This is a genomic window from Streptomyces sp. TP-A0356, assembly GCF_001417775.1.
Lineage (GTDB): Bacteria > Actinomycetota > Actinomycetes > Streptomycetales > Streptomycetaceae > Streptomyces.
The window spans coordinates 328,484-354,739 of the sequence record NZ_BBZJ01000014.1 but is presented as its reverse complement, the minus strand read 5'-3'; the positions used below and the strand labels follow the sequence as shown (position 1 = coordinate 354,739).

The window sequence follows — 26,256 nt, the reverse complement described above, 5'->3', positions numbered from 1 at the left end:
GGGGTGCGCGACTAGCCTGTTCGGCGAAGCAGATCTGACGGACCATCAGATACTGGATACGGAGCGCCAGGCGGAGGGGACTCATGACGGAACTGCCCCGCATCATCAGCGTCGACGACCACGTGATCGAGCCCGCGCACCTCTTCGAGACCTGGCTGCCGGCGAAGTACCGGGACCGCGGGCCCAGGCCGCTCACCGCCGGGATCGGCGAACTCGCCTACGTGGGCGGCAAGTACCGGATCACGATGGACCCCGAGGGGCCGCCGGCCGACTGGTGGATCTACGAGGACCTGAAGTTCCCGTACAAGCGCAACATCGCCGCCGTCGGCTTCGACCGCGACGAGATGACCCTGGAGGGCATCACCCGCGAGGAGATGCGGCGCGGCTGCTGGGACCCGGCCGCGCGCCTGAAGGACATGGACCTCAACCACGTCGAGGCCAGCCTCTGCTTCCCGACCTTCCCGCGCTTCTGCGGACAGACCTTCGCCGAGGCGCACGACAAGGAGGTCGCCCTGGCCTGCGTACGTGCCTACAACGACTGGATGGTCGAGGAGTGGTGCGGCGACAGCGGCGGCCGGCTGATCCCGCTGTGCCTGATCCCGCTGTGGGACATCGACCTCGCGGTCGCCGAGATCGGGCGCAACGCCGCCCGTGGAGTGAGGGCGGTGACCTTCTCCGAGATCCCCACCTACCTGGGGCTGCCCTCCATCCACTCCGGCTACTGGGACCCGTTCTTCGCGATCTGCCAGGAGACCGGCACGGTCGTGAACATGCACATCGGGTCCTCGTCGCAGATGCCGGCCGCGTCCCCGGACGCCCCGCCCGCCGTGCAGGCGTCGCTCTCCTTCAACAACGCCATGGCCTCGATGATGGACTTCCTGTTCAGCGGGGTGCTCGTGAAGTTCCCACGGCTCACACTCGCCTACTCCGAGGGGCAGATGGGCTGGATCCCCTACGCCCTGGAACGCGCCGACGACGTCTGGGAGGAGCACCGCGCCTGGGGCGGGGTGCGCGACCTGATCCCGGAGCCGCCGTCGGCGTACTACTACCGGCAGGTCTTCTGCTGCTTCTTCCGCGACAAGCACGGCGTCGCGTCCCTCGACGTGGTCGGCCGCGACAACGCCACCTTCGAGACCGACTACCCGCACGTCGACTCGACCTTCCCGCACACCAAGGAGGTCGCCCTCGACCATGTGAAGGGCCTCGACGACGAGACGGTGTACAAACTGATGCGCGGCAACGCCATCCGCATGCTCGGCCTCGACCTGGACCGCTAGTGGACCTCGCCGACTCGCCCGAGGAGGCCGAGTTCCGGGCACGGCTGCGCGCGTGGCTGGCCAAGGCGCTTGCGACGCTGCCCCCGAAGCCGTCCCCCGACGACTGGCCGGCCAGGCGTGCGTACGACCTCGGCTGGCAGCGGATGCTGTACGACGCCGGGTACGCGGGCCTGCACTGGCCGGTGGACGCGGGCGGGCGCGGAGCCTCCCCCACCCGGCATCTGATCTTCCTGGAGGAGACCGAGAAGGCGGGCGCGCCCTATGTGGGCGCCAACTTCGTCGGGCTGCTGCACGCGGGGCCCACGATCGCCGCCGAGGGAACCCCCGGACAACGGGCGCGCTGGCTGCCGCCGGTGCTGCGCGGCGAGGAGGTCTGGTGCCAGGGGTTCAGCGAACCGGACGCGGGCTCGGACCTCGCGTCGCTGCGTACGCGCGCGTGGCGCGACGGTGACGCCTACGTGGTGAGCGGGTCCAAGATCTGGACCTCCCACGCGGAGGTCGCCGACTGGTGCGAACTGCTGGTGCGCACGGACCCGGACGCGCCCAGGCACCGGGGCATCACCTGGCTCGCCCTTTCCATGGACGCGCCGGGCGTCACCGTACGGCCGCTGCGGACGCTCGCCGGCTCGAACGAGTTCGCGGAGGTGTTCCTCGACGAGGTGCGGGTGCCGGTGGCCAACCGGGTCGGCGCCGAGAACGACGGCTGGCGCGTCACCATGGTGACGCTCTCCTTCGAACGCGGCACGGCGTTCGTGGGGGAGGTGGTGGCCTGCCGCCGAGTCCTCGGTGAACTCGCGCGCGAGGCGCGCGCCGACGGCCGCTGGGACGATCCCTCGCTGAGGCGGCGCCTGGGCAGGCTGAACGCGGAGTTCCGGGCCCTGTGGCGGCTGACGCAGTGGAACGTGAGCGAGGCGGAGACGACCGGCGGGGTGCCGGGCGTGGGGGGTTCGGTCTTCAAGCTGAGGTACTCGCACGCGCGTCAGGAGCTCTACGACACCGCCGCTGAGGTGCTCGGCGCGGACTGTCTCGACCTGGGGCGCCCATGGGTCCTCGACCGGCTGTCGTCCCTGTCCTACACGATCGCGGCCGGCACCTCGCAGATCCAGCGGAACATCGTGGCCGAACGCGTCCTGGGGCTGCCGAAAGGGCGGTGACCTTGCTGTGCGCTTCCGACTGACCGATGACCAGAAGGCGTTGAAGTCAGGTGTGCGGGACCTGCTCGCGGGCCGCTTCGGCAGGGACGCGCTGCGGGCCGCCGTCGAGAGGCCTGGTGTGCTGGACCGCGCGCTCTGGCGCGAGCTGGGCGCGGCGGGCTTCTTCGCGCTGCGGCTGCCGGAGGCGGACGGCGGGGTCGGCCTCGGCCTGCCCGAGGCGGTGCTGGTCTTCGAGGAGGCGGGCCGGGCGCTGCTGCCCGGCCCGCTGGTGGCCACGCATCTGGCGGCGGCCGAGGTGCCGGGCGCGGCCACCGGGCAGACCGTGGTGACGGCCCCCTCCGGGGGACTCGTGGAGTGGCTGGCGGAGGCGGACGTCGTACGGGGCGACACGGCCGGCGCCGTCTGCGTGCGGTCGGTGGACCCCCTGACGCCGCTGCACCGGCTGCCCCCGGCTGCGGGCACCTCCCCGGCGGGCGGGCCGGACCCCGTCGCCGTCCTGCTCACCGCCGCCGAACAGCTCGGCGGCGCCGCGCGGACCTGCGAGCTGGCCGTGGAGCACGCGCGGACCCGGGAGCAGTTCGGACAGCCGATCGGGGCCTTCCAGGCGGTCAAACACCTGTGCGCTCAGATGCTGGTGCGGGCGGAGACGGCCCGCGCGGCGGTGTATGCCGCCGCCGTCACCGCCGATCCCCTCGACATCGCGGCGGCCCGGCTGCTCGCCGACGAGGCCGCCGTCCGCGGCGCCCGCGACTGCCTCCAGGTGTACGGCGGCATGGGCTTCACCTGGGAGGCCGATGTGCATCTGTTCCTGAAGCGGGCATGGGTGCGAACCCGACGTACGGGTTCGAATACGGAGAGTGACGAACTGCTTGCCGCGGACCTGCTCTCCGAGGCGAGGTGAGGGGGTCCCATCAGGCATTCTTCGGGACCGCCCACCTGCATGTCACGGATTGTGGCAATACGGAACTACAGAGCGTTGATACCGGGTTGTGTCCTAGGTGTGACTTGTCACGGGCTGGAGTCGGCGGGGAGCTCCGGTACCTTGTGTGGGATGCGAGCGGTTCCGAGCCTGATTCACCGCGGTGCGGCCCCTGTGGCGGTGCCGGTGTCGTCGGTGCGCGCCGCTCACGGGGCAGGGCGGACGGTCGCTCCTGTCTGTTCGACTCACCATGGCAAGCGTCGCACAGTATGCCGTACGCGTACTCCTTCGCGCTGGAATATGCCCGAAGCGCTTGTTGGGGTGACTGTACGTCAACCATGCTGTCGTGCAAGGGAATCACGGTCCGTGATCCTGGTTCCTGCCATGCAGACGATGACCACGATCGTGGCCCTCTCGAGGCGCGAGGCGATGTGTCCGCCGGTTCGGATGGTGTGAGCGGTGCAGGTGCTTCAAGTGCAGCTGGAGATCCGGCCCGACCCCGCGGAGGTGGGCCGGGCGCGGAGGTGGACCCGCTCGCGGCTCGCCGGGTCGGGCATAGGCGCGGACGAGCCGCTGGCCGAGACGCTGATCCTGCTCGTCTCCGAGCTGGTAACCAATGCGGTGGTGCACACCGGCTGTCCGGCCGTGCTGCGGCTGCTGCTGACGGGCGTTCGGGACGATGCCTCGGGCGCTCCGGCCGGCACGGTCCGGCTCGAAGTGGCCGACGTCAGTGCCCGCCCGCCGGCGCCCCGGCATGCGAGCGGCGACGAGACGGGCGGCCGGGGTCTGGAGCTGGTCGACGGTCTCGCGGACCGTTGGGGCTGGGACCCGGAGGGCGTGGGCAAGCGCATCTGGTGCGAGGTGGACCGCTGCGGGGCGGGGGCCGCGGGCAGGGTGGCGGTGTACGGGGCGGATGCGTCGGCGGCGGAGTTCGCGTACGGCGTGGTGTAGCGGGTGGCTCCCGGCGTCCGGGATGTGTGCCCGGTGTGTGGCCGGGGGCCTTCGGTTCCCGGAGCGGACCGCTGGCGAGTGCGCCGGGTCATGCTTCCGTGAGCGCCGTCGCAAGAGGGGCGTAGGCAAGGAATCCCCGAGCGGCTGTTGACGCGGCGTGTCCGTTTGATCACGCTTATGGGGAGCGATTCGTCGCGAGGGGACGCCGAGGGTTCCGGTGACGGGAGTCCTCGGCGAGTGCGGGTCGCGATTCGGCGTCGGCTCCTTACCAGGTCGGACGGTCCCGTGGGGTCGTCCGGGGAGCAGGGCGGGTACGCCGGAGCCGGATGGCGGCGCGCAGTGCCGTGCTCGGGGCGAGCAGTGGCGCGCCGCCAGCCGATGCCCTCTCTTGCGTCCACAGGTGCTCTAGAGAACGGCGACCGGCGCGACCGGTGTGCCGGTGCCGCCGACGAAGGGCTCGGGCATCGCCGACAGCAGGAAGGCGTAGCGGCCTTCTTCTCCACAGGCTGTGGACAACTCTTCGAGATTCCAGTTCTGGCCCTGCGGCATCCCCATCTCCACCAGGTCGAGGGCATGGACGGCCAGCCACAGATCCTCGATCTCGGGAGGGAAGATCTCGAACGTCAGTGTGTCGTTGGCGACGGCCGCCACATCACGCGCGTGGAACCACTCCGGGGTGCGCACGGACAGCCCCGGCGAGGGATACCCGTAGGCCTGCTTGTCGCCCGCCAGATAGGTCCTGATCTGCCCGGTCCGTACGAGGACGATGTCGCCGGCCCGTACGCGCGTACCGGCCAGTTCCTCGGCCGCGTCGAGGTCCTGCGGGGTGACGGCGTGCGAACCGTCGAGCCGCTCCACCCCGAGCGCGCGGGGGATGTCGAGCAGTACCCCACGGGAGACGATGTGCCGCGGCTTGTCGATCCCGCCGAAGGCGGCGCCGCCGTGGGCCGTGATCGTGCCGGCCGGGCGGCCGTTGTACAGCTTCCCGGAGTGCGACACATGGGAGAGTGCGTCCCAGTGGGTGGCCGCCTGCAGTCCCGTGGTCACGACGTCGTCGCTGCACGCGACGGTGCCGGGTCCGAACAGCTCCTGGTTGATCTGCACCATCACGTGCAGGGGATTGACCCGGCCGGGGATGACCCCGGTCTGCACGCCGTCCTGCTGGAGGGGCAGGGCCAGCGGAACGCGCCGCCCTGTGCGCACACAGGCCGCGGCCTGCCGCACCGCCTCGTCCGTGATGAGGTTCAGGGTCCCGATCTCGTCGTCGCTGCCCCAGCGTCCCCAGTTGTTGACGCGCTCGGCGATGTCGTGGAACTCGTCAGGCAGTGACATGAGTCCTCCCCGGGGCTTGTCTCCGAGAGTCCGACAGGTCATAGAATCTAACGGACCGTCAGAAACCGCGGGAAGGAGCCGGGCGTGGGGAACTTCTTGGCAGGCAAGGCCGTCGCCGTGACGGGCGCGGGCCGCGGCATCGGACGGGCGGTCGCGCTGGCCGCGGCGGCACAGGGGGCACGGGTCGTCGTCAACGACTACGGGGTCTCGGTGGACGGCGCCTCACCCACCAGCGAGGTCGCGCAACGCGTGGTCAAGGAGATCGAGGCAGCGGGCGGAGAGGCCGTAGCCATCGCCGACGACATCTCCACGATGGCGGGCGGGCAGCGGGTGGTGGACGAGGCGCTCGCCTCGTACGGCAGGCTGGACGGGGTGGTGTGCGTGGCGGGCATCCTGCGCGAACGGATGCTCTTCAACATGACCGAGGAGGAGTGGGACCGGGTGGTCGCCACACACCTCAAGGGCACGTTCACCGTCTTCCGCGCGGCATCGGCGGTGATGCGCGGGCAGCGTTCGGGCACGCTGATCGGCTTCACGAGCGGCAATCACCAGGGATCCGTCGCACAGGCCAACTACAGCGCGGCGAAGGGCGGCATCATCTCGCTCGTCCGCAGCGCCGCGCTCGGCCTGCACAAGTACGGTGTGACGGCGAACGCGGTCGCGCCGGTGGCGCGGACGCGGATGTCGGCGAACGTGCCCATGGAGCTCAAGGAGATCGGCGAACCGGAGGATGTCGCCGCCCTGGTCGTCTACCTGCTGTCGGACCGTGCGCGGGAGGAACGCATCACCGGGCAGGTGTACACCGTCGCGGGTCCGAAGCTGGCGGTCTGGGCCCAGCCGAGGGAGCTGAGGGCGGCCTACGCGGAGGGCCCCTGGACCCCGGAGCGGATCGCGGACTTCCTTCCCGGAACGGTGGGAACGGACCCGATGCCGCTGCTGGAGCGGCTGGAGGCGATGGAGAGGGCGGCGCGGGAGGGCGCGCGGCCCAACGCCTGAGGACACGTCGAGCAGCCCGTATCTCCCGGGCCGCCACCACCGACCGTCGCCCACTCGACCTGAGGCGGAGACCATGGATTTCGGGTTCGGCCCAAAGGACGACCTGTTCCGGCGCGAGGCACGGGCATGGCTGAAGGCCCACCTCGGTGGCACGCCGAACCGCCGGGACTGGGAACGCACGCTCGGCCGGGACGGATGGATCGGCCTCGGCTGGCCCGAAGACGGGTACGGCAACCGCCGGGCCGGCCTCACCCGACAGGTCGTCTGGGCGGAGGAGTACGCCCGCTCCCAGGCCCCACCGCGCTGCGGCCACATCGGTGAGAACCTCCTCGCTCCCACCCTCATCGCCCACGGCACCCCGGAGCAGAAGGCCCGCTTCCTGCCCCCCATAGCGCGCGGCGACGAACTCTGGTGCCAGGGCTACAGCGAGCCCGGCGCCGGCTCCGACCTGGCCGGCCTCCGCACCACCGCCGTACGCGACACCCCGGACACCTACCGCATCACCGGCCAGAAGATCTGGACCTCCCTGGCCCACGAGGCGGACTGGTGCTTCGTCCTGGCCCGCACCGACCCTGCCTCCCGCCGCCACCACGGCCTCGGCTTCCTCCTCGTCCCCATGGACCAGCCCGGCCGCATCGAGGTTCGCCCGATCCGGCAGCTCACCGGAACGAGCGAGTTCAACGAGGTGTTCTTCGACGGTGCGACGGCCCGCGCCGAGCATGTCGTCGGCGGAGAGGGAGGGGGCTGGCGCGTCGCCATGAGCCTGCTCGGCTTCGAGCGGGGCGTGTCCACTCTGGCCCAGCAGGTCGGCTTCGCACGGGAGCTGGGGGAGGTCGTACGGACGGCGGTGGCCACGGGAGCGGCTGACGATCCGGTCGTGCGCGACCGCATCGTCCGGCAGTGGGCCGAACTGCGCGCGATGCGCTGGAACGCCCTGCGCACCCTGGGAGACACGGCGGACGCCGGCGCCCCCAGCGTCGCCAAGCTGCTGTGGGGCCGCTGGCACCGGCGGCTGGGTGAGCTGGCGATGGAGGTACGGGGCGCGGCGGGGGCGGTGGGCCCGGCCGACTGGTCGCCCACGGCGCCGTACGAACTGGACGCGCTCCAGCACCTGTTCCTCTTCAGCCGGGCCGACACGATCTACGGCGGCTCGGACGAGATCCAGCGCACGATCATCGCCGAGCGCGTGCTCGGCCTGCCGAAGGAACCCAGGGGAGCCCAGGGCTGAGGGGGTTGTTATGCGAGGCGTGCTCTACGACGGCACCCGGCCGCAGGTCGTGGACGATCTGGCGGTACGGAACCCCGGCCCCGGCGAGGTGCTGGTGGCGATCTCGGCGGCGGGGCTGTGCCACAGCGATCTCTCCGTGGTGGACGGGACCATTCCGTTCCCCGTTCCGGTGGTGCTCGGCCATGAGGGCGCGGGGGTGGTGGAGGCGGTGGGCGCGGGCGTCGCCCATGTCCGGACCGGGGATCATGTGTCCCTGTCGACCCTGGCCAACTGCGGGGCGTGTGCGGAGTGCGACCGGGGGCGGCCGACGATGTGCCGGCGGGCGATCGGCCGGCCGGGGCAGCCGTTCACCCACAACGGCCGACCGGTGTACCAGTTCGCGTCCAACTCCGCCTTCGCGGAACGGACCGTGGTGAAGGCGGTCCAGGCCGTCCGCGTCCCGAAGGACGTTCCGCTGCCGGCGGCGGCGCTGATCGGATGCGGCGTCCTGACCGGGGTGGGCGCCGTGCTGAACCGGGCGAGGGTGGCGCAGGGCGAGACCGTCCTCGTCATCGGCACGGGCGGCATCGGCCTCAACGTCCTGCAGGGCGCGCGGATCGCGGGCGCGTCGCGGATCGTGGCGGTGGACGCCAACCCCGCGAAGGAGTCGATGGCGCGCCGGTTCGGCGCGACGGAGTTCCTGACCTCGACGGACCGGGTGAAGGACGTCCTTCCCACGGGCGCCGACCACGCGTTCGAGTGCGTGGGCCGGGTGGAGCTGATCCGCGCGGCGGTCGACTCCCTGGACCGCCACGGGCAGGCGATCCTGCTGGGCGTACCGCCGTCGACGGCCGAGGCGACGTTCCTGGTCTCGTCGATGTACCTGGACAAGTCGATCCTGGGGTGCCGCTACGGCTCCTCCCGCCCCCAGCGGGACATCGCGCTCTACGCGCAGCTGTACCGCGAAGGACGACTGCTCCTGGACGAGTTGGTGACGGCGACGTACCCGGTCGAGGACTACGAGAAGGCCGCGGCGGACGCACACGCGGGGAGGGTGGCGAGGGCGGTGCTCACCTTCTGATCCACCGGCGTCCTTCGCGGGAGACGGCGGTGGGCTCGGCCCCGTCCGCGTGGGCCACGGCGGTGGGCTCGGCCCCGTCCGCGCGGGCCACGGCGGTGGGCTCGGCCCCGTCCGCGTGGGCCGTCGCCGTGGTGCGGAACGTCCGCCGATAGCCCGTGGGCGTGACCCCGAGGGCCGACTGCAGGTGCTGCCGCATCGACTGGGCCGTGCCGAAGCCCGCGTCCCGTGCCACCTGGTCGATCGACAGGTCGGTGGACTCCAGCAGATGGCGGGCCCGTTCGACGCGCTGCTGGGTGAGCCACTGGCCGGGGCTGACGCCGACCTCCTCGCGGAAGCGGCGCGTGAAGGTGCGCACGGACATGGACTCCTGCTCCGCCATGTCGCGCAGTTGGAGGGGTTCGTGGAGGCGGCCGAGCGCCCAGGCGCGGGCGGCGGTCGTGGTCGCCAGCTGCGGCTCGGGCATCGGGCGCTCGATGAACTGCGCCTGGCCGCCGTCCCGGTGGGGCGGCACGACCGTGCGGCGGGCGACCTCGTTGGCGACGGCCGTGCCGTGGTCGCGGCGCACGATGTGGAGGCACAGGTCGATGCCGGCCGCGACACCGGCGGACGTCAGGACGTCGCCGTCGTCGATGAACAGCACGTCCGCGTCGACCCTGATCTTCGGGAAGAGCCGCTGGAAGTGCTCGGCGCAGGCCCAGTGCGTGGTCGCCGGACGGCCGTCGAGGTAGCCGGCGGCGGCCAGGACGTAACCCCCGGTGCAGATGGCGACGAGCCGGGTGCCGGGCCGGATGTGGGCGAGGGCGGCGGCGAGTTCGCCGGTGAGTACGCCCTCCTCGTGCACCGGGCCCAGCTCGTAGGAGGCGGGGACGACCACGGTGTCGGCGGTGGCCAGGGCCTCGGGGCCGTTCTCGACCAGGATCGCGAAGTCGGCGTCGGTCTCGACCGGGCCCGGCGGCCGGATCGAGCAGGTGACGACTTCGTACAGATGGCGTCCCCGCGCGTCCTTGGCGCGCCGGAAGATGCGCTGCGGGATGCCCAGTTCGAAGGGCAGCAGTCCGTCCAGGGCGAGCACGACGACGCGATGGGGGCGGAACTCTTCGACGGCGGTCATGGCCCGATCCTAACGAATGCTGTCCTCCGGGCCACTCGATCCGTGCTGCCGGAGACCGGAAGCTCTATGACGTGAGCCGGACAACCGCAACCGCATCCCTCGCCGAGGAACCACAACACACCGAGCCGATCCGCCCGCGGCGCAGCCGTCTGATGTCACCGCACCGGGCCTGGTTCGTCGCCGCCGTCACCTTCGTGACGATCATCGGCGCGGCCGCCTTCCGCTCCCTGCCGGGTCTGCTGATCGACCCGCTGCACCAGGAGTTCCACTGGTCGCGCGGCACGATCGGCGCGGCCGTGTCGATCAACCTCGCCCTCTACGGGATCACCGCTCCCTTCGCGGCCGCCCTGATGGACCGCTTCGGCATCCGCCGGGTCGTCGCCGTGGCTCTCGCGGTCATCGCGCTCGGTTCGGGCGCGACCGTCTGGATGACGGCGGCCTGGCAGCTCCTGCTCTGTTGGGGCCTGCTGGTCGGCCTGGGCACGGGCTCGATGGCGCTGGCGTTCGCGGCGACGGTCACCAATCGCTGGTTCACCGAGCGACGCGGCCTGGTGAGCGGCATCCTCACCGCCGCCTCGGCCTCCGGGCAGCTCATCTTCCTCCCGGTGCTGTCCTGGATGGTGGAGAACCACGGCTGGCGCCCGGCCGCGGTGACGGTGGCCCTCGCCGCCCTCGCGGTCATTCCCTTCGTCTGGCTGCTGCTGCGCGACCACCCGGCGGACGTGGGCGTGAAGCCCTACGGCGCGCAGGAGTTCGTACCCCGGCCTGAGCCCGTGCCCGGAGCCGCCCGCCGGGCCGTCACGGTGCTCCTCTCGGCGGTGCGTACGGGCCCGTTCTGGCTGCTGGCCGGCACGTTCGCGATCTGCGGCGCCTCCACGAACGGCCTGGTCCAGACACACTTCGTGCCCGCGGCCCACGACCACGGCATGCCGATCACGGCGGCCGCCTCGCTCCTCGCCGTCATAGGGCTCTTCGACGTGCTGGGCACGATCGCCTCGGGCTGGTTCACCGACCGCTACGAACCGCGCCGGCTGCTCGCGGTGTACTACGCCCTGCGCGGCCTCTCGCTCCTGTTCCTGCCCATGCTCCTGGCCCCCTCCGTGCACCCACCGATGATCTTCTTCATCGTCTTCTACGGCCTGGACTGGGTCGCCACGGTCCCGCCGACCCTGGCGCTGTGCCGGGAGCAGTACGGCGAGGACAGCGCGATCGTCTTCGGCTGGGTCCTCGCCTCCCACCAGGTCGGCGCGGCTCTGGTCGCCTTCCTCGGCGGTGTGGCGCGGGACACGTTTGGCTCGTACGACGTGGTCTGGTACGCGTCGGGCGCGCTGTGCGCGGCGGCGGCGCTGATGGCGCTGGTGATCCGTCGCCGCCCGGTACGGGTGCCCGTGCTCGCGTGAGCCGGAGGACGCGTGAACCGGCACGCGCGTGAGCCGCGGGGCCGCGGAGGCGGCCAGGGCCCTGGGTCCTAGTGCTGTGGCCGGAAAGGTTTGCCGGGAAGCTCGCGGCGTCCGGTGCGGTGCATCGCAAGGCGGAGCGTCGCCCGCGTACTGGATGTACTCGGGCGATGCGACAACGCGGCGAGGTGCCGTGCCGGGCGTCGCGAGCCGGTGAACCTTTCCGGTCGCAGCACTAGCGGAAGCGGCCCTGGTGGAACAGCAGCGGTGTGCCGTCGCCGTCGCCGGATCCCAGGGCCTCCACCCGGCCCACCACGATGAGATGGTCGCCGCCCGTGTGCACGGCGTGGATCGCACAGTCGATCCACGCCGTGGCGCCCGCAAGGCGCGGCGCGCCGGAGAAGGGCGCGGGTTCGTGGTCGACACCGGCGAACTTGTCCCCGCCGCTCACCGCGAAGCCTCGGCACAACGCGCCCTGGTGGGCGGCGAGCACATTCACGCAGAACACGCCCGCGCGGGCGATCCGCGGCCAGGTCGTCGAGGCCCGGCCGACCATGAAGGCGACCAGCGGAGGGTCGAGGGAGAGGGACGAGAAGGACTGGCAGGCGAAACCGGCGGGTCCGGCCTCGCCGTCCGCGGTGGGCGCGGTGATCACGGTGACCCCGGTGGCGAAGTGCCCGAGGACGCGCCGGAACTCCCCCGGGTCGACCGGCGCCCGCTCGTCCTCCCGCACGGCCCGCAACTCGGGCCGCGGCAGCGCTTCGACGGGCCCCGCGACCGTGCGCGCCCCGACCGACCTGAGGTAACGGACGGCGGTGGCCGCCATCCCCGCATGTCCCATCACACCGTCCATTGAAACTGACGTACCGTCAGAAGTGAAGTCCCGCCGAGGACTCAACGCCCCCGGTAGCGGGGTTCCCTCCGCTCGACGAAGCTCGTGACCCCCTCGTTCGCGTCCGCCGTGGTCATGTTGATCTCCTGGGCGGCGGCCTCCGCGGCGAAGGCCGTGGCACGGTCGCCGTCCAGGGACGCGTTGACCAGCTGTTTGGTCAGCGCGAGGGCGCGGGTGGGGCCGGCGGCCAGGCGCTCGGCCCATGCGCGGGCGGTCTTCTCCAGGCCGTCCGCCGGCACGACCCGGTTGACCAGGCACAGGCGTTCCGCCTCCACGGCCGTCAGCGCGTCGCCGAAGAACATCAGCTCCTTGGCGCGCCGCGGCCCGACCAGTCGGGGCAGCAGATACGCGCCACCGCCATCCGGAACCAGCCCACGCCGTACGAACACCTCGATGAACCGGGCGGACTCGGAGGCGATTACGAGGTCGCAGGCGAGGGCGAGGTGGGCGCCGAGGCCGGCGGCGGTGCCGTTCACGGCGGCGATGACCGGCTTCTCGCAGTCGAGGACCGCGGCGATCAGCCGCTGGGCGCCCCGGCGGATGGTCCGCGCGATGTCACCGGAGATCCGCTCACCGGCCGCCGCCCCGCCGCGCAGGTCCGCGCCCGCGCAGAAGCCGCGGCCCGCGCCGGTGAGGACGACGGCCCGCACCGCCGGGTCGGCGGAGGCGTCCAGAAATCTCTGGATGAGGAGTTCGCGCAGGTCAGGGGTGATGGCGTTGAGGGATTCCGGCCGGTTGAGGGTAAGCCAGGAGACCTGATTGTCAGTGGCGTGCCGTACCAATGACTCGACGGGATCTTCGGGGGAGGGCGTCATCATGTTCCGTTTCTCGAGTCTGCTGATCCGGACCTCAGCGGCACACCGCCAGCGCGTCCAGCGCCACGGCGCCCTGCCCCCTGGGCAGCACCATCAGCGGATTGATGTCCAGCTCCGCGATCTCGTCCCCGAGCTCCAGGGCCATGCGCTGTACTCGGAGCACGACTTCGACGAGCGCGTCGAGGTCGGCCGGGGGGCGCCCGCGCACACCGTCCAGCAGGGCGCGCCCGCGCAGCTCGGACAGCATGGCCCGCGCCTGCTCCTCACCGAAGGGCGGCACGCGCACGGCCGCGTCGCGCAGCACCTCCACGAGCACACCGCCGAGCCCGACCGTGACCGTCGGCCCGAAGAGAGGGTCGTGCGAGACACCGACGACCATCTCCACGCCCCGCTCCACCATCTGGCACACGAGGACGCCGTCGAGCCGGATCCCCTCGTGGCGCGCGATCTCGGTCAGCTCCCGGTAGGCGTCCCTGACCTGGCTGGCGGAGGTCAGCCCGATCTTCACCAGCCCGAGCTCGGTCTTGTGGGCGATCTGCGCGCCGGACGCCTTCATCACCACCGGGTAGCCGACGAGCCCCGCCGCGCGCACAGCCGCCGCCGCGCTGGTCACCAGTTGCTCGCGCGGCACCCGGATGCCGTACGCCCGCAGCAGCTGCTTCGCCGCGTGTTCGCTCAGCTGCTGCCCCGGCCGCATCAGCTCCCGAGCCTTGCGGAAGGACGGCTTGGGGGTGCGGGGCGCCTCGTCGAAGGGGGAGCGGTAGCCGCGGACGAAGCGGTGGTGGTCGAGGTGGGCACGGACGGCCGTGATGCAGTTGGCGACGGTGCGGAAGGTGGCCACGCGCGAGGACCCGAGCAGCGTCTCGCGGTAGGCGGCCTCGGTGCCCACCGGGGAGCCCCACACCACGCACACCAGCTTGTCCGTGTGCTCCGCCGCGTCCACGAGGTCCTGCGCGAGCTTGTCGCTGAGCGGCGGGAAGGGCCCGGTGACGGGGCAGATGAGCACCCCCACCTCCGGGTCGTCGAGGATCGCGTCGATGATCTTCCGCCCGCGCCGGTCGCCCACCGGGTGACCGCCGTTGTCGACCGGGTTGGCCACGCTCAGGTACTCGGGTATCCACTGGTGCAACTCGGCCTGCCTGGCCTCGGACAGCACCGGCAGGTGGAGCCCCGCCTCGGACGCCAGGTCCGCGACGTGCGCGCCCGTGCCGCCCGAGATCGAATAGACCACGACACCGTCGGCGCGCGGGGTGCGGGCCCGGGCCAACAGGGTGGCGGTGTCCTGGAGTTCGTCCAGCCCGTCGACCCGGATCACGCCGTACTGCCGCATCGCGGCGTCGACCACGTCGTCCGCGCCGGTCAGTTTGCCGGTGTGTGAGGCGGCGGTGCGGGCACCGGTCTCGGTGCGGCCGACCTTGATCGCGACGATCGGCACACCGCGCCGGGCGGCCCGGTCGGCGGCGAGCAGGAAGGAACGGCCGTCCTTCAGCCCCTCGATGTAGCAGGCGATGGCACCGACCTCGGGCCGCTCGGCGAAGTAGGAGATGAAGTCTGCGGCCTCCAGATCGGCCTCGTTGCCGGTGGGAGCCCAGTGGGAGAGCCGCACGCCCAGCTCCTGCAGGGCGAAGACGGGCCGACCCTGGTGTCCGGACTGGGTGATGAGCGCGATGGCCGGCCCGTCGAGGTCGTCCCGGATCCGCTCGAAGGCGTTGAGGTTGGTGTTGGGGCCGAGCAGCCGTACCCCGGACCGCTCCACGGCGGCGGCGAGCCGGGCCTGGGCGGCCGCGCCCTGCGCACCGGTCTCGGCGAAACCGGAGGCGAAGGCGACAGCGAACTTCACCTTGGCCGCGTCGAGTTCCTCGATGACCGGAAGGGGGTCGGAGACCAGCAGCACGGCGAGATCGACCTGTTCGGGCAGGTCGGCGAGGGAAGCGGAGCAGGGTATGCCGAAGACGGACCGGCGGGTGGGGTGCACGGGGTGCAGCCGGGCGCCCACCCGCTCGGCCCAGCCGAGCAGTTGCCGGGTGATGCCGGTGCCGGGGCGTCCCTCGGCGTCGGAGGCACCGACGACGGCGAGGGACCCGGGCCGGAAGAACCGGTCCAGGTCGGGCACATCGGCGGACAGCGGCCGCCCGCTGACGTCGAGATCACCGACGTCGGCGGGCCTGCCGTGCACCACGGGCGAGGGGTGCTCACCGCATGCGATGACCCGGGCCCGGCGGGAGTCGGTGGTGAGGGTGCCGTGGGTTGATCCAAGCATCGGTCCGCCCCGCTCCTGTGTAACGGCTTCAGTAGCTGACGCCCTGTCAGATTACTGAACTGACACGATGTCAGGAAGACACGGGACAGCGCCGACGCACCCTGGGCGGCCACGCCACCCCTCAGGGTGCCGCACGGCCACGATCCCGCTGTCGGGCCACCGCCTTCGCGATCCTCTCGGCGTCGAGGGCCAGTTCGCGCAACATTCCGCTGATCGGGTTGGTGAAGCCGGTGAAGTACAGACCGGGGGCGGTGTGCGGCGAGCGGGCGCCGTGGGCGACCGGCTTGCCGCGGTCGTCGAGCACTCCCAGGTGGCCGACGAGGCCCTCCAGGGCGCGGACGTAGCCGGTCGCGGCGATCACGACGTCGGGCTCGATCCGGGTGTCGTCGGCGAGGACCACCTTGTCTGCCTCGAAGCTCTCGACGGCCGCCACGATCTCGACCCGCCCCTTGCGCACGGCGTTGATGAGGCCGACGTCCTGCACGGGGACCGCTCCCTCGTTGACCCGTGAGTAGAGCCCGGTGTCGGGCCGGGGCAGCCCGTGCGCCGACAGATCCGGCACGCTCATCCGCGCGAGCGGCCGGGCCAACCGGTCGACGAGCCGCACCGGCAGCCGTCGTACGAGGATCCCGCTGAACTGGGCCGCCCATCCGGCGGTGGAGCGGCGCACGATGTGGGGCGCGGTGCGCACCGACAGCCGTACACGCGAGGCCCCGCCGTCCACCAGGTCGACGGCGATCTCGGCGCCCGTGTTGCCGATACCGACGACGAGGACGTCGCGGCCCGCGTAGGGCTGGGCGTTGCGGTACGCGCCGGCGTGCAGGAACTCGCCGGTGCGGTCGGCGAGGCCGGGCCAGTCGGGCACGTGCGGGGTGTGGTTGTAGCCGGTGGCGACGACGACCGCGCGGCCGGTCAGTTCACGGCCGCCGGTGGCGTGCAGCAGCCAGCCGGTGCCGTCCGGGGCGGGGTCCACGCGCGAGACCTCGACGCCGGTGACGATCTCCAGCTGGTGGAACTCGGCGTACTTCTCCAGGTAGCGCACCACGTTGTCCCGCGACACCCACCGTCCGAAGGAGCGTGGCATCGGCAGTCCGGGCAGGGCCGACAGGCGCCTTGTGGTGTGCAGGTGCAGCCGGTCGTAGTGGCGCCGCCAGGACGCTGCGACGTGGTCGGACTTCTCCAGTACGACCGCCCGTATGCCCCGGGCGCGCAGCGCGTGTGCCGTGGCGAGCCCGCCCGGGCCGCCGCCTATGACGTACACCGGCCGGTCCTCGTGGGTCGGCACCGAGGAACGCGGAGAAGCAGCAGTGGAGTCGGCCATGAGCGCGAGCGTAACCACGACGTTCGTTGATGGGTCTCGGTCAAGACCGAAATCGGTTGCGAATTGATCACGTCTGTAGGGGAACTGGATGGGAACGGTGGCGCAGTCGGACCGGTTGTGACGGATCGCCGGACCGGTTGTGGTGGATCGCCGGGTATGTGAGCTCCTTGCTGCACGCGTCTTGCGTGGTCGCCCTCCCTGCGCTGAACTGACGTACCGTCAGATACGGGGTCGCTGGGAGGGCGGGCGTCCATGGACACGATCTGGCTCACCGGCGCGGAATGGCTCGCCGTCCTCCGCGTCGGGCTCGGGCTGTGGTGGCTGGAGAGCTGGCGGCACAAGGACAAGAAGGCGTGGTTCGAGCGGGGCACCGGGATCGCGTGGGCGGCGGACGTCGCGGCCGGGCACCGCTGGACCGTGGTGCGCAGAGGTTTCGACACGGTGGTCGCGCCGCGGCCCCGGACGATGGCGTACGTCGTCGTCTCCGCGGAACTGGCCCTGGGACTCGGACTTGTCGCGGGCTTCCTGACGCCGGTCGCCCTGGTCGGCGGACTGCTCCTGAACGTCCTCTACTTCACCCTCATGATCCACGACTGGGCCGAGCAGGGGCAGAACTCGATGATGGCACTGATATCGGTGGTCGGGCTGTGCGGGATGTCGTGGCAGGCGTGGTCGCTGGACAGCGCGCTGGGGTGGTTCCGGTGAGCGGGGCGGCGGGCGGCCGGTCCCGCTTCGACCTGCCCGAAGCCGACGCCTTCACCCGCGCCTACTGGGACGCGGCGGCGCAGGGACGGCTGCTGGTGCGCCGCTGCGGGGCGTGCGGGCGCGCCCACCACTACCCCCGGGAGTTCTGCCCGCACTGCTGGAGCGAGGACGTGGCCTGGGAGCCGGCGAGCGGCCGGGCGGCCCTCTACACCTGGTCCGTCGTCCACCGCAACGACCTGCCGCCCTTCGGCGACCGGGTGCCGTACGTCGCGGCCGTCGTCGACCTCGCGGAGGGACCGCGGATGATGACCGAGGTGGTGGAGTGCGCGGCGCCGGAACTGCGGGTGGGGATGGAGCTGGAGGTGGCCTTCCGGGAGGGGGTGCCCGTGTTCCGGCCCACAAGCCGGTGAGCGGAGCCCGGAGGGTTGATTGAATGGGCCGATGGCCGACATACACGAGAGGTCCCTCACCCACCGTCCCTTCCCCGAGCTGCGGGGTCACGGCCTGCGGCTCAGCGCCTGGGACCCGGAGTCCCGGGGCCACCTGGACGCATGGTTCCGGGGGCTGACCGACCCGGACTTCCTGCGGTGGAACACGCCGCTCAGGACCGTGCGGGACATGGCCAGTGCGCGGGAGTCGCTCCGGTCGAAGCTCGCGGGCGCGGCGAACGAGACGAGCGCGTCATTCCGCATCACGGACGCGGCGAGCGGTACGACGCTGGGGCACATCGGCGTCAACGAGATCGACCACGTCATACGCGTCGCCCGCGTCGGTTACTGGGTCCTGCCCGAGGCGCGCGGCCAGGGGGTCGCCACCCGCGCCCTGGCCCTCGCCGCCGGCTGGGCCCTGACCGACCTGGGCCTCAACCGCCTGGAACTGGGCCACGCCCTCGGCCATGAGGCGTCCTGCCGCATCGCGGAACGGTGCGGCTTCCCGTACGAGGGGACGCTGCGCGGCGCGATGTTCGAGGCGGGACGGCAGGACGCCTTCCGGGACGTCCACCTGCACGCCCGCCTCGCGAGCGACCCGGATCCGGCGGTGCCGTAGGAGGTCCGCGCCCTTATCGCCCCGTGTCGTCGCGCCCGGGGGTTCGAGGGCGACGGCCGACAGCGTCAGGGCCACAGCAGTTGCCTTGCCCACCCTCCTTCCGTACGGCGATAGACAAGCCGTACGTGCCGGCGCCTCTCGTCACCCTGGAAGAACTCCACCTCCTCGGGCCGGAGGCGGTAGAGCGTCCACGACGGGACCGGGGCGTCCGGCTCGCGCTGCGCCCGCTCCCAGGCCTCCTCCGACGCCCGCGCCAACTCCTCGGTGGAGCCGAGCAGTTCACTCTGGCGGCCGGTGAGCGCGGCCGCCAGCGCGCCCGTCGAGCGGGCGTGCAGATCCGCCTGACCCTCCTCCACCGGGGCCGTCGTGACCGGTCCGCGCACCCGGATCTGTCGGCCGTGGACAGGCCAGTAGAAGCAGAGGGCGGCATACGGCCGGGCCGCCAGTTGTCCGCCCTTGCGACTGCCCGAGTGCGTCGCGAACGCCCAGCCGTCCGCGTCCGCGCCGTGCAGCATCACGATACGGACGTCGGGCGTGCCGTCCGCGTCCGCGGTCGCCAGCGACATCGTGTGCGGCTCGGTCTGCCCCGCCGCCACCGCCTGCGCGAACCACTCCGTGAACAGCGCCAGCGGCTCCGCGGGCGCCGCCGCCGGGTCGAAGGCGGGCAGCTCGGTGGTCCCGGGGTCCCACACCCGCAGGGACCTGAGCAGCTCGTGAAGATCCGTTCCCATGCCCCGAGTATCACTCCCGGGTCCGGCGGCCTTCCTCCGGGCGCCCATTTTGTTCGGAGCTCTTGGCTAGCGACCCAGCACCACCGTCCCCGACGAGCAGAACCAGCCACCCGTCCCCGACGCCACGGCCAGCTCAGGCAGGCGTCCCCCGCTCCTGCGGACCTGCCGGTCGCCCGCCTCGCCCCGCAGTTGCCGTACCGCCTCCACCAGCAGGAACAGTCCTCGCATCCCCGGGTGCTGGGCCGAGAGGCCGCCCCCGTCGGTGTTCACCGGCAGCTGCCCGCCCGCCACGAGCAGGCGTCCCTTCTCCACGAACGCCCCGCCCTCACCTTTCCCGCAGAAGCCGAGGTCCTCCAGCGTCACCAGCGTCATGTACGTGAAGGCGTCGTAGATCTCCGCGAAGTCGATCTCCTCCGGGCGCACCCCCGCTCGCTCGAAGGCGAGACGGCCGCTCAACGCCGCGGGGGACACGGTGAAGTCCGGCCACTCGGACATCGTCGTGTGCGAGATGTGCTCCCCGGTGCCGAGCACCCACACCGGTGCCGTACGGCAGTCCCGTAGCAGCTCCCCGGCCACCAGCAGCACCGCCGCGCCGCCGTCGGACCGTATGCAGCAGTGCAGTTTGGTGAAGGGGTCCGCGATCATCGGGCCGGACAGGACGTCGTCGACCGTGATCGGGCCGCGGCACATCGCCTCCGGGTTGGCCGCCGCGTTCGCGCGTGCCTGCACCGCCACCTCGGCCAGTTGCTCGATCGTCGTGCCGTACGCGTGCATATGGCGGCGGGCGGCCATCGCGTACTTGGCGATCAGCGTGTGGCCGTAGGGCACCTCGAACTGAAGGGGCCCGCGCGCGCCGAAGGAGAGGTTGCCCGTGCGCCGGCCCGCCTTGATGTCCGCGCGGGCCGTCGAACCGTAGACCAGGAGCACCGCCCGTGCGTGGCCCGCCGCGATCGCGTCCGCCGCGTGCGCCGCCATGACCTCCCAGGTGGAGCCGCCGACGGACGTGGAGTCGACCCAGCTGGGCCGCAGGCCCAGGTACTCCGCGACCTCCACGGGCGCGAGCGTGCCCAGCCCCGCCGACGCGAAGCCGTCGATCACTGTACGGTTCAGGCCCGCGTCGGCCAGGGCGCGCCGGGCGGCCTGGGCGTGGAGCGCGTAGGGGGTCGCGTCGTCCACCCGACCGCAGTCGGACAGCGCCACACCGGCGATCGCGACCTTTCGACCGGTCACAGCAGTCATGGAACTGACGGTACATCAGATCAGGTGTCCGGAGGGCTGTGCATGCGGATGCCTCCGCCCCTAATATGACGGGGCGTCAGATGAAGAAGGGACCTCCCATGGACGCCCGCTTCACCGCCGAACAGGAGGAGATCCGCCGTACGGTGCGGGAGGCGCTGGCAGGGCGCTGCGGGCCGGGGGACGTCCGGGCCGCCGCCCGGACCGACGCCGGGTACGACCCCGCGCTGTGGACCACCCTCGCCAAGCTCGGCCTGCCCGGGCTCGCGCTTCCCGAGGCCTACGGCGGTGTCGGCTGCACTCCCACCGAGCTCGCCCTCGCCTGCGAGGAGGTGGGGCGCCGCCTCGTCCCCTCCCCGCTGCTCGCCACGGCCGTGCTCGCCGCGCCCCTGCTGCTCGCCCTGGGCACCGACGCCCAGCGTGCCGAGCTGCTGCCCCGTGTCTCCTCGGGGGAGCTGACCGCAGCGCTCGCCGTACCCGGCACGGCCCTGGCCACCGCCCTCTCGCTCGTCGGCGGCAACCGGGGCGACTGGGCGGGCGGTGGACGCGCCGGCGGCATCCAGGCGCGGCGGGCGGACGGCGTCTGGCGGCTGTACGGCGAGGCCGGCCAGGTCCTCGACGGGCACAGCGCCGGGCTGCTGGTCGTGGCGGCCCATGCCGGGGGGTTCGCCCGCTCGCGGACCCTGTTGTTCCTCGTGCGGGAGGGCGGGGTGCGCAGGCGGGGGACCGCCCTCGATGCGACACGGCCCTGTGCTCGTGTGGAACTCCGCAACGTGGAGGCGGAGTTGGTGGGGCGGGACGGCGCCGATGTGACCGGGGCGCTCGCCGCCGTCGGGGACCGGGCCGCCGCCGTGCTGGCCTGTGAGGCCGTGGGGGCCGCCGGCCGGGCGCTGGAGCGGACGGTCGAGTACGTCGGGCAGCGGGAGCAGTTCGGGCGGCCGATCGGCTCGTTCCAGGCCGTGAAGCACCGGCTGGCCGCCGTGTACGTCCGGGTGCAGGCGGCGCGTTCGGCGGCGTACTACGCGGCCTGGGCGACCAGTCACGGGGAACGGGTGGGCGGCCTCGCGCTCGCCCAGGCGCTGGAGGCGCTGCGGGCCGCTGCGGCCGAGGGGATCCAGTTGCACGGCGGCATCGGGTTCACCTGGGAACATGAGGCGCATCTGTACTTCAAACGGGCGGCCGGGGACGAGTCGCTGTTCGGGCCGGCGCACCGGCTGCGGGCGCACGCGGCCCACGCGGCACGGCTCTTCGAGCGGAGGGAGGTGGCCGTGTGACGGCCCTGGGCGTACGGATCGTGCGGAAGGTGTCCTCCACACGGGCCTTCGCGAAGGTCGCGCCGCACGTCGTGCCCGCCCTTGACCGCGCGGTTCACCGGCTGACCGGCGGAAAGGTCCTGCTCAGCGCGCAGCTGCTGCCGGGTGTGATCCTGACGGCCACCGGGGCGAGGAGCGGACTGCCGCGCCGCACGCCGCTCGCGTGCCTGCCGGAGGAGGGTGGCAGCTGGCTCCTCATCGGGTCCAACTTCGGGCGGACCGGCCACCCCGCCTGGACCGCCAACCTCCTCGCCCACCCCGATGCCGAGATCAGCTGGAAGGGTGAGGACATCCCGGTCACGGCCCGTCTGCTGGAGGGGGAGGAGCGGGACGCGGCCTGGCGCGCGGTGCTGGCCTTCTGGCCGCCGTACGCGACGTACCAGGCACGCGTGGAACGCGAGATCCGGCTGTTCCGGATCGTCCGGCGCTGATCACGCCCCTCGCGGTTTGCCCGCGAATGCGCCCATCGGGGGAAGATCTGCGTCATGGACTCCGTGGACCAGAAGATCCTCGCCGAGCTGCAGCAGGACGGGCGGCTGACCGTGACCGAGCTGGCCGCGCGGGTGCGCCTCAGCGTCTCGCCGTGCCACCGGCGGCTGCGTGAGCTGGAGCGGACCGGCGCGATCCGCGGCTACCGGGCCGTCGTGGACCCGGCCGCCCTCGGGCTGAACTTCGAGGCGCTGGTGTTCGTGTCGATGCGGCAGGAGGACCGGGAGACCGTCGCCGGGTTCGAACGGGCGCTGAGCGAGGTGGAGCACGTCGTGGAGGCGCAGCGGCTGTTCGGCGACCCCGACTATCTGCTGCGGATAGCCACCGCCGACCTCCCCGCCTTCCAGCGGCTCTACGACGACCGCCTGGCCACCCTGCCGGGCGTGCAGCGGCTGACGTCCACGCTGGTGATGAAGCACGTGGTGGAGGACCGGCCGCTGCCCGGGACGCGCGCATGATGCACCGGCCCGCGGGCAACGGCAACGGGCGGTGGTCCACCGGAGTGGACCACCGCCCGCATGACAGAACGTGAGCCTGGAGCGGCCGGGCCGACAGGACAGGACGCGCCCGCACCAGTGCTCCGGTGCGTACTTCCCCGCGTGCTACCTCGTCGGCTTCTTCCCGGTCACGCCCAGATGCACCAACAGGGCGAGGTTGGGCCTGAGTTCGGCCTGTTTGACGCCCCAGGACTGGAAGCCCTTCTGGTGGGAGGCCACGGACGCGAGCATCGCCACCAGCGCACCGGCCACGGCCGCCGGGTTCACGTCCTTGTCGACCCTGCCCTTCGCCTGGAGCTCGGCGATCGAGTTCGCAAGGGAGTTGTTCACCGAGTTCAGGATCTTCATGCGGATCTTGTAGAAGCGTTTGTCGCCCTCGGCCGCGCCCAGGTCGACGACACGCAGGATCGCCTCGTGCTTGCGCCAGAACTCCAGGAAGCCGTCCACGAGTTCCTGCGCGGTCTGCCAGCCCGCCTTGCCGACCCACGAGCGGCCCTCGAGCAACTCGGTCAACGCGACGCCGTGCGTTGCCATTTCCTCGGCGATTTCCAGTACGGCGCCTTCGACGTCCGGGAAGTACTGGTAGAAGGTCGCCGGTGACGTCCCCGCCTTCCGGGCGACATCAATGACTTTGACGTCCCGGTAGGGCGAGGAGCTGAGCATCTCGCTGAGGCAGTCCAGCAGCTTCTGCCGGGTCGCCTGCCCGCGTCGACCGGCCACGCGGCCGTCGACGGTACGCACTTGTCCTGTCATGCCGTCAGCTTACCGAGGGGTGATCGAAGCGCGATTCGGCCGACTGCAAATGGGGAGTGGGGCCCGCAGAGGGGTGCACGGCCGGTCCGGGAACACCGGCTCGCGGCCCGTCTCGCGCGCGAGGTCCGGCTCCGCCGTCCCCCTTCAGGGGCGCGGCCGTCTCCCCTCAGGGGCGCGGCCGGCGTTCCATCATGCGGGCGCCTGCTTCCCGTACCCCCGTCTGGCATGGTTTTGTCCAGAGACACCCCGTTCCGCCCCCGGGTTAGCCTCAGCGCCCCCGGACAGGAAGAATCGGGGTTGCGTGCCGCCGCGGCGGTGCGGTGGTGAGACGCTGCACGGGGTCGCGTGCACAAGGCGTATGACGCGACCCGTACGGGGAGGTGGCAGGCAAGTGGTGGATCAGCTGACACAGCACGATCCGCGGCGGATCGGGCCGTTCGAGGTGCTGGGACGGCTGGGTGCCGGCGGCATGGGGCTGGTCTATCTCGCGCGCTCGGCGTCGGGCAGGCGCGTGGCGATCAAGACGGTGCGCACGGAACTGGCCGAGGACCAGCTGTTCCGGGTGCGCTTCACGCGTGAGGTCGAGGCCGCGCGTGCGGTCTCCGGCTTCTACACGGCGGCCGTGGTCGACGCCGACCCCCGCGCGGCCGTGCCGTGGCTCGCCACCGCGTACGTGCCCGCGCCCTCCCTCGAGGAGATAGTGACCGAGTGCGGGCCGCTGCCGGCCCAGGCGGTGCGCTGGCTGGCGGCGGGCGTCGCGGAGGCGCTGCAGTCCATCCACGGGGCGGGCCTGGTCCACCGCGACCTGAAGCCCTCGAACGTCCTCGTCGTCGAGGACGGCCCGAGAGTGATCGACTTCGGTATCGCCTCCGGGGTATCGAACACACGTCTGACGATGACCAACGTCGCCGTCGGTACGCCCGCCTACATGTCCCCCGAGCAGGCCAAGGACTCTCGCAGCGTGACCGGCGCGAGCGATGTCTTCTCGCTCGGCTCGATGCTCGTCTTCGCGGCCACCGGACATCCCCCGTTCCACGGCGCCAACCCCGTCGAGACCGTCTTCATGCTGCTGCGCGAGGGCCCGGACCTGTCCGGCCTGCCGGACGAGCTGCGGCCGCTCATCGAGTCCTGTATGCAGATGGAGGCCACCGCCCGCCCCAACCCTGCCGACCTCCAGGCCCAGCTCGCGCCCCACCTCTTCGGTTCGGGCTCCGACGACAGCGGTACGGCGTCGGCGTGGCTGCCGGAGAAGGCGGTCGGCCTGATCGAGGCGCGCCGCGGCGGGCGTCCGGCGAAACCGGCCTCCTCCGGCGGCCGTAGCAGCGGGGGCGGACGGCCGGCGGTGCCGCCCGCCCCGGTGCCGGCGCAGGCCGGCACGCCCGACTCCGGGCCGGTGCGGCTCGCGGGCGCGTCCGTGCCGATCGGCCCGGGGCCGCGGGTCGCCGACGCCCGGGCCGCCGCGGTGAAGGCGCCGCCCCCGGAGGCGGGCCTCGTGGCGTCCTGGTCCCGGCCGGGCGCGGGGACCAACGGCACGGTCGGGCCCGCGGCCACCGTCCCGCCGCCGGCCGTCCCCGCGGAGACGGCCTCCGGCTGGCGCCCCTGGCGTTTCCGCATGTCGAACGATGTCTGGGGCACTCCCTCGGTCGCCGACGACCTCGTCTACGTCACCTCCTTCGAGGTGCACGCCCTGGACGTGGCGACGGGCCGCCGCCGCTTCAAGACCCGGGACGTGGCCTGGTCGATGGCGGTCGCGGACGGCCGCATCCACGCCTCCGACGGCCCCACGCTGCTGGCTCTGGACGCCCGCGAGGGCACGGACCTGTGGCGGCTGTCCACGGACGGCTGGGTGTACTCCCTCAAGGCCGACCGGGGCACGGTCGTCACCGCCACTCGTGGCGGCGGCGTCCAGGCGTGGGAGGCCTCCAACGGGCAGAAGCTGTGGGAGATCACCGGCGCGCAGACGGACTTCGAGTCGCCGGAGGCCGGACCGGCGGTCCACGACGGCACGGTGTACGTGTGGAAGGACGCCCGGCTGCGGGCCCTGGAGGCGCGTACGGGCGAGGAACGCTGGGCGTACCCGATCGGGGACGCGGCGTCCTGCGGCGGCGTCCCCGTGCGCCTGACGCATGCGCCCGACGGCTATGTGTACGTCTGCGCGGGCGCCCGGGTCCTGGCCATCGAGGTGGCGAGCGGCATGGTGCGCTGGCACTTCGAGGCGCCGGCGGTCTTCCTGTGCCCGCCGGCCTTCGCGCCGGGCCCCGCGGTGAGCGGCGGCGGCCTCTACCTCGCGGACTACCTGGGCACGGTGTACGCCCTCGACGCGGCCGACGGCCGTGACCGCTGGCGCATCGCGACGGAGGCGCGGGCGGCGATCGATCCGGTCCTGGTGGCCGCCGGGCACGTCCACGTGGGCAGCGGCAAGGGTCTGTACACCCTGGACGCGGTCACCGGCACCCCGAAGTGGCGCTTCCAGGCGGGCGGCGACATCGTGGGCTCCCCCGCGGTGGCGGAGGGCCGCATCCACTTCGGCTCCACGGACCACCTGCTGTACACGCTGAAGGCCGACGACGGCCGGCTGCGCTGGAAGCTGGCGACCGGTGGCGAGATCACCGGGGCGCCGGTGGTGAAGGACGGTGTGGTGTACGCGTGCAGCAAGGACCGCTGTGTGTACGCCCTCGATGCGGAGAAGGGCACGGGCACGGCACGGACCGCCTGAGCCGCGGGTCAGGACGGCCGTCGTCCGGGCCGAACGGAAGGGGCTCCGGACGACGG

24 protein-coding genes are annotated in these 26,256 nt (G+C 72.3%); 15 read left to right on the top strand and 9 right to left on the bottom strand.

The annotated features are described in order from the left end of the window. Window positions 1-83: 83 nt before the first annotated feature. The 4 genes from ASC56_RS07580 to ASC56_RS07565 all read left to right on the top strand — a co-directional run bounded on the left by ASC56_RS07580 (window position 84) and on the right by ASC56_RS07565 (window position 4,301). Window positions 84-1,277: an amidohydrolase family protein gene (locus ASC56_RS07580; protein WP_055490447.1), complete on the top strand. Its 1,194-nt coding sequence runs from the start codon at window positions 84-86 to the stop codon at window positions 1,275-1,277. Beyond that, a complete protein-coding gene (locus ASC56_RS07575) occupies window positions 1,277-2,431 on the top strand; it encodes an acyl-CoA dehydrogenase (RefSeq protein ID WP_055490446.1) in 1,155 nt (384 codons plus the stop codon). The genes ASC56_RS07580 and ASC56_RS07575 overlap by 1 nt, the downstream gene beginning before the upstream one ends. A gap of 7 nt (window positions 2,432-2,438) precedes the next feature. Further along, the gene (locus ASC56_RS07570) at window positions 2,439-3,332 is read left to right on the top strand and encodes an acyl-CoA dehydrogenase family protein (protein WP_055490445.1); all 894 of its coding nucleotides are present in this window, start codon (window positions 2,439-2,441) and stop codon (window positions 3,330-3,332) included. A gap of 477 nt (window positions 3,333-3,809) precedes the next feature. Then, window positions 3,810-4,301 carry an ATP-binding protein gene (locus ASC56_RS07565; RefSeq protein WP_199835937.1) on the top strand — a complete coding sequence of 164 codons (492 nt, stop codon included), beginning with the start codon at window positions 3,810-3,812 and terminating at the stop codon, window positions 4,299-4,301. Window positions 4,302-4,706: 405 nt separating this feature from the next. Here ASC56_RS07565 and ASC56_RS07560 read toward each other — a convergent pair whose 3' ends face one another. Next, window positions 4,707-5,633 carry a cyclase family protein gene (locus ASC56_RS07560; RefSeq protein ID WP_055490443.1) on the bottom strand — a complete coding sequence of 309 codons (927 nt, stop codon included), beginning with the start codon at window positions 5,631-5,633 and terminating at the stop codon, window positions 4,707-4,709. A gap of 84 nt (window positions 5,634-5,717) precedes the next feature. Here ASC56_RS07560 and ASC56_RS07555 point away from each other — a divergent pair, with 84 nt between their 5' ends. The 3 genes from ASC56_RS07555 to ASC56_RS07545 all read left to right on the top strand — a co-directional run bounded on the left by ASC56_RS07555 (window position 5,718) and on the right by ASC56_RS07545 (window position 8,917). Next, window positions 5,718-6,629 (top strand): SDR family oxidoreductase, encoded by a 912-nt coding sequence (locus ASC56_RS07555; RefSeq protein ID WP_055490442.1) that lies wholly within the window; start codon window positions 5,718-5,720, stop codon window positions 6,627-6,629. A 73-nt stretch (window positions 6,630-6,702) separates the two neighbouring features. Next, window positions 6,703-7,857: an acyl-CoA dehydrogenase family protein gene (locus tag ASC56_RS07550; RefSeq protein ID WP_055490441.1), complete on the top strand. Its 1,155-nt coding sequence runs from the start codon at window positions 6,703-6,705 to the stop codon at window positions 7,855-7,857. Window positions 7,858-7,867: 10 nt separating this feature from the next. Then, a complete protein-coding gene (locus tag ASC56_RS07545) occupies window positions 7,868-8,917 on the top strand; it encodes a Zn-dependent alcohol dehydrogenase (RefSeq protein ID WP_055490440.1) in 1,050 nt (349 codons plus the stop codon). On the opposite strand, the gene ASC56_RS07540 is transcribed toward ASC56_RS07545, so the two are convergent. Continuing rightward, window positions 8,907-10,028 carry a GlxA family transcriptional regulator gene (locus tag ASC56_RS07540; protein ID WP_079102354.1) on the bottom strand — a complete coding sequence of 374 codons (1,122 nt, stop codon included), beginning with the start codon at window positions 10,026-10,028 and terminating at the stop codon, window positions 8,907-8,909. The two genes, ASC56_RS07545 and ASC56_RS07540, sit on opposite strands and share 11 nt — an antisense overlap. 152 nt (window positions 10,029-10,180) lie before the next feature. Here ASC56_RS07540 and ASC56_RS07535 point away from each other — a divergent pair, with 152 nt between their 5' ends. Continuing rightward, the gene (locus tag ASC56_RS07535; protein WP_371330044.1) at window positions 10,181-11,428 is read left to right on the top strand and encodes an MFS transporter; all 1,248 of its coding nucleotides are present in this window, start codon (window positions 10,181-10,183) and stop codon (window positions 11,426-11,428) included. 232 nt (window positions 11,429-11,660) lie between these two features. On the opposite strand, the gene ASC56_RS07530 is transcribed toward ASC56_RS07535, so the two are convergent. The 4 genes from ASC56_RS07530 to ASC56_RS07515 form a co-directional block, all read right to left on the bottom strand. Next, complete coding sequence (locus ASC56_RS07530) at window positions 11,661-12,266, bottom strand: flavin reductase family protein (protein ID WP_055490648.1); 606 nt, start codon at window positions 12,264-12,266, stop codon at window positions 11,661-11,663. 53 nt (window positions 12,267-12,319) lie between these two features. Next, the gene (locus ASC56_RS07525; protein ID WP_234376868.1) at window positions 12,320-13,135 is read right to left on the bottom strand and encodes an enoyl-CoA hydratase/isomerase family protein; all 816 of its coding nucleotides are present in this window, start codon (window positions 13,133-13,135) and stop codon (window positions 12,320-12,322) included. A gap of 31 nt (window positions 13,136-13,166) precedes the next feature. Further along, window positions 13,167-15,392, bottom strand: a complete 2,226-nt coding sequence (locus ASC56_RS07520; protein ID WP_055490437.1) for an acetate--CoA ligase family protein — start codon at window positions 15,390-15,392, stop codon at window positions 13,167-13,169. 121 nt (window positions 15,393-15,513) lie between these two features. Then, window positions 15,514-16,713: an NAD(P)/FAD-dependent oxidoreductase gene (locus ASC56_RS07515; protein WP_055490436.1), complete on the bottom strand. Its 1,200-nt coding sequence runs from the start codon at window positions 16,711-16,713 to the stop codon at window positions 15,514-15,516. Between the two features lie 252 nt (window positions 16,714-16,965). Here ASC56_RS07515 and ASC56_RS07510 point away from each other — a divergent pair, with 252 nt between their 5' ends. The 3 genes from ASC56_RS07510 to ASC56_RS07500 are packed head-to-tail and all read left to right on the top strand — an operon-like array spanning window position 16,966 to window position 18,465. After that, entirely contained in the window at window positions 16,966-17,418 is a 453-nt protein-coding gene (locus ASC56_RS07510) for a hypothetical protein (protein WP_055490435.1), read from the top strand. Next, on the top strand, window positions 17,415-17,828 hold the full coding sequence (locus ASC56_RS07505) for a Zn-ribbon domain-containing OB-fold protein (protein ID WP_055490647.1): 414 nt from the start codon (window positions 17,415-17,417) through the stop codon (window positions 17,826-17,828). The genes ASC56_RS07510 and ASC56_RS07505 overlap by 4 nt, the downstream gene beginning before the upstream one ends. Before the next feature lie 31 nt (window positions 17,829-17,859). Further along, window positions 17,860-18,465, top strand: coding sequence for a GNAT family N-acetyltransferase (locus tag ASC56_RS07500; protein WP_055490434.1), 606 nt, complete (start codon window positions 17,860-17,862; stop codon window positions 18,463-18,465). Between the two features lie 65 nt (window positions 18,466-18,530). On the opposite strand, the gene ASC56_RS07495 is transcribed toward ASC56_RS07500, so the two are convergent. Together ASC56_RS07495 and ASC56_RS07490 are read right to left on the bottom strand one after the other, a co-directional pair. Further along, the gene (locus ASC56_RS07495; protein ID WP_055490433.1) at window positions 18,531-19,196 is read right to left on the bottom strand and encodes a pyridoxal 5'-phosphate synthase; all 666 of its coding nucleotides are present in this window, start codon (window positions 19,194-19,196) and stop codon (window positions 18,531-18,533) included. 66 nt (window positions 19,197-19,262) lie between these two features. Next, complete coding sequence (locus ASC56_RS07490) at window positions 19,263-20,435, bottom strand: acetyl-CoA acetyltransferase (protein ID WP_055490432.1); 1,173 nt, start codon at window positions 20,433-20,435, stop codon at window positions 19,263-19,265. Between the two features lie 98 nt (window positions 20,436-20,533). On the opposite strand from ASC56_RS07490, the gene ASC56_RS07485 reads away from it, so the two are divergent. The 3 genes from ASC56_RS07485 to ASC56_RS07475 are packed head-to-tail and all read left to right on the top strand — an operon-like array spanning window position 20,534 to window position 22,692. Beyond that, window positions 20,534-21,706 carry an acyl-CoA dehydrogenase family protein gene (locus ASC56_RS07485; RefSeq protein WP_055490431.1) on the top strand — a complete coding sequence of 391 codons (1,173 nt, stop codon included), beginning with the start codon at window positions 20,534-20,536 and terminating at the stop codon, window positions 21,704-21,706. Beyond that, the gene (locus ASC56_RS07480; protein WP_055490430.1) at window positions 21,703-22,176 is read left to right on the top strand and encodes a nitroreductase family deazaflavin-dependent oxidoreductase; all 474 of its coding nucleotides are present in this window, start codon (window positions 21,703-21,705) and stop codon (window positions 22,174-22,176) included. The genes ASC56_RS07485 and ASC56_RS07480 overlap by 4 nt, the downstream gene beginning before the upstream one ends. Before the next feature lie 54 nt (window positions 22,177-22,230). Beyond that, window positions 22,231-22,692 carry an Lrp/AsnC family transcriptional regulator gene (locus ASC56_RS07475; protein ID WP_055490429.1) on the top strand — a complete coding sequence of 154 codons (462 nt, stop codon included), beginning with the start codon at window positions 22,231-22,233 and terminating at the stop codon, window positions 22,690-22,692. Between the two features lie 144 nt (window positions 22,693-22,836). Here ASC56_RS07475 and ASC56_RS07470 read toward each other — a convergent pair whose 3' ends face one another. Beyond that, on the bottom strand, window positions 22,837-23,484 hold the full coding sequence (locus ASC56_RS07470) for a TetR family transcriptional regulator (RefSeq protein ID WP_079102352.1): 648 nt from the start codon (window positions 23,482-23,484) through the stop codon (window positions 22,837-22,839). A gap of 391 nt (window positions 23,485-23,875) precedes the next feature. Here ASC56_RS07470 and ASC56_RS07465 point away from each other — a divergent pair, with 391 nt between their 5' ends. Further along, on the top strand, window positions 23,876-26,200 hold the full coding sequence (locus ASC56_RS07465; RefSeq protein ID WP_055490427.1) for a serine/threonine-protein kinase: 2,325 nt from the start codon (window positions 23,876-23,878) through the stop codon (window positions 26,198-26,200). Window positions 26,201-26,256 lie beyond the last annotated feature (56 nt).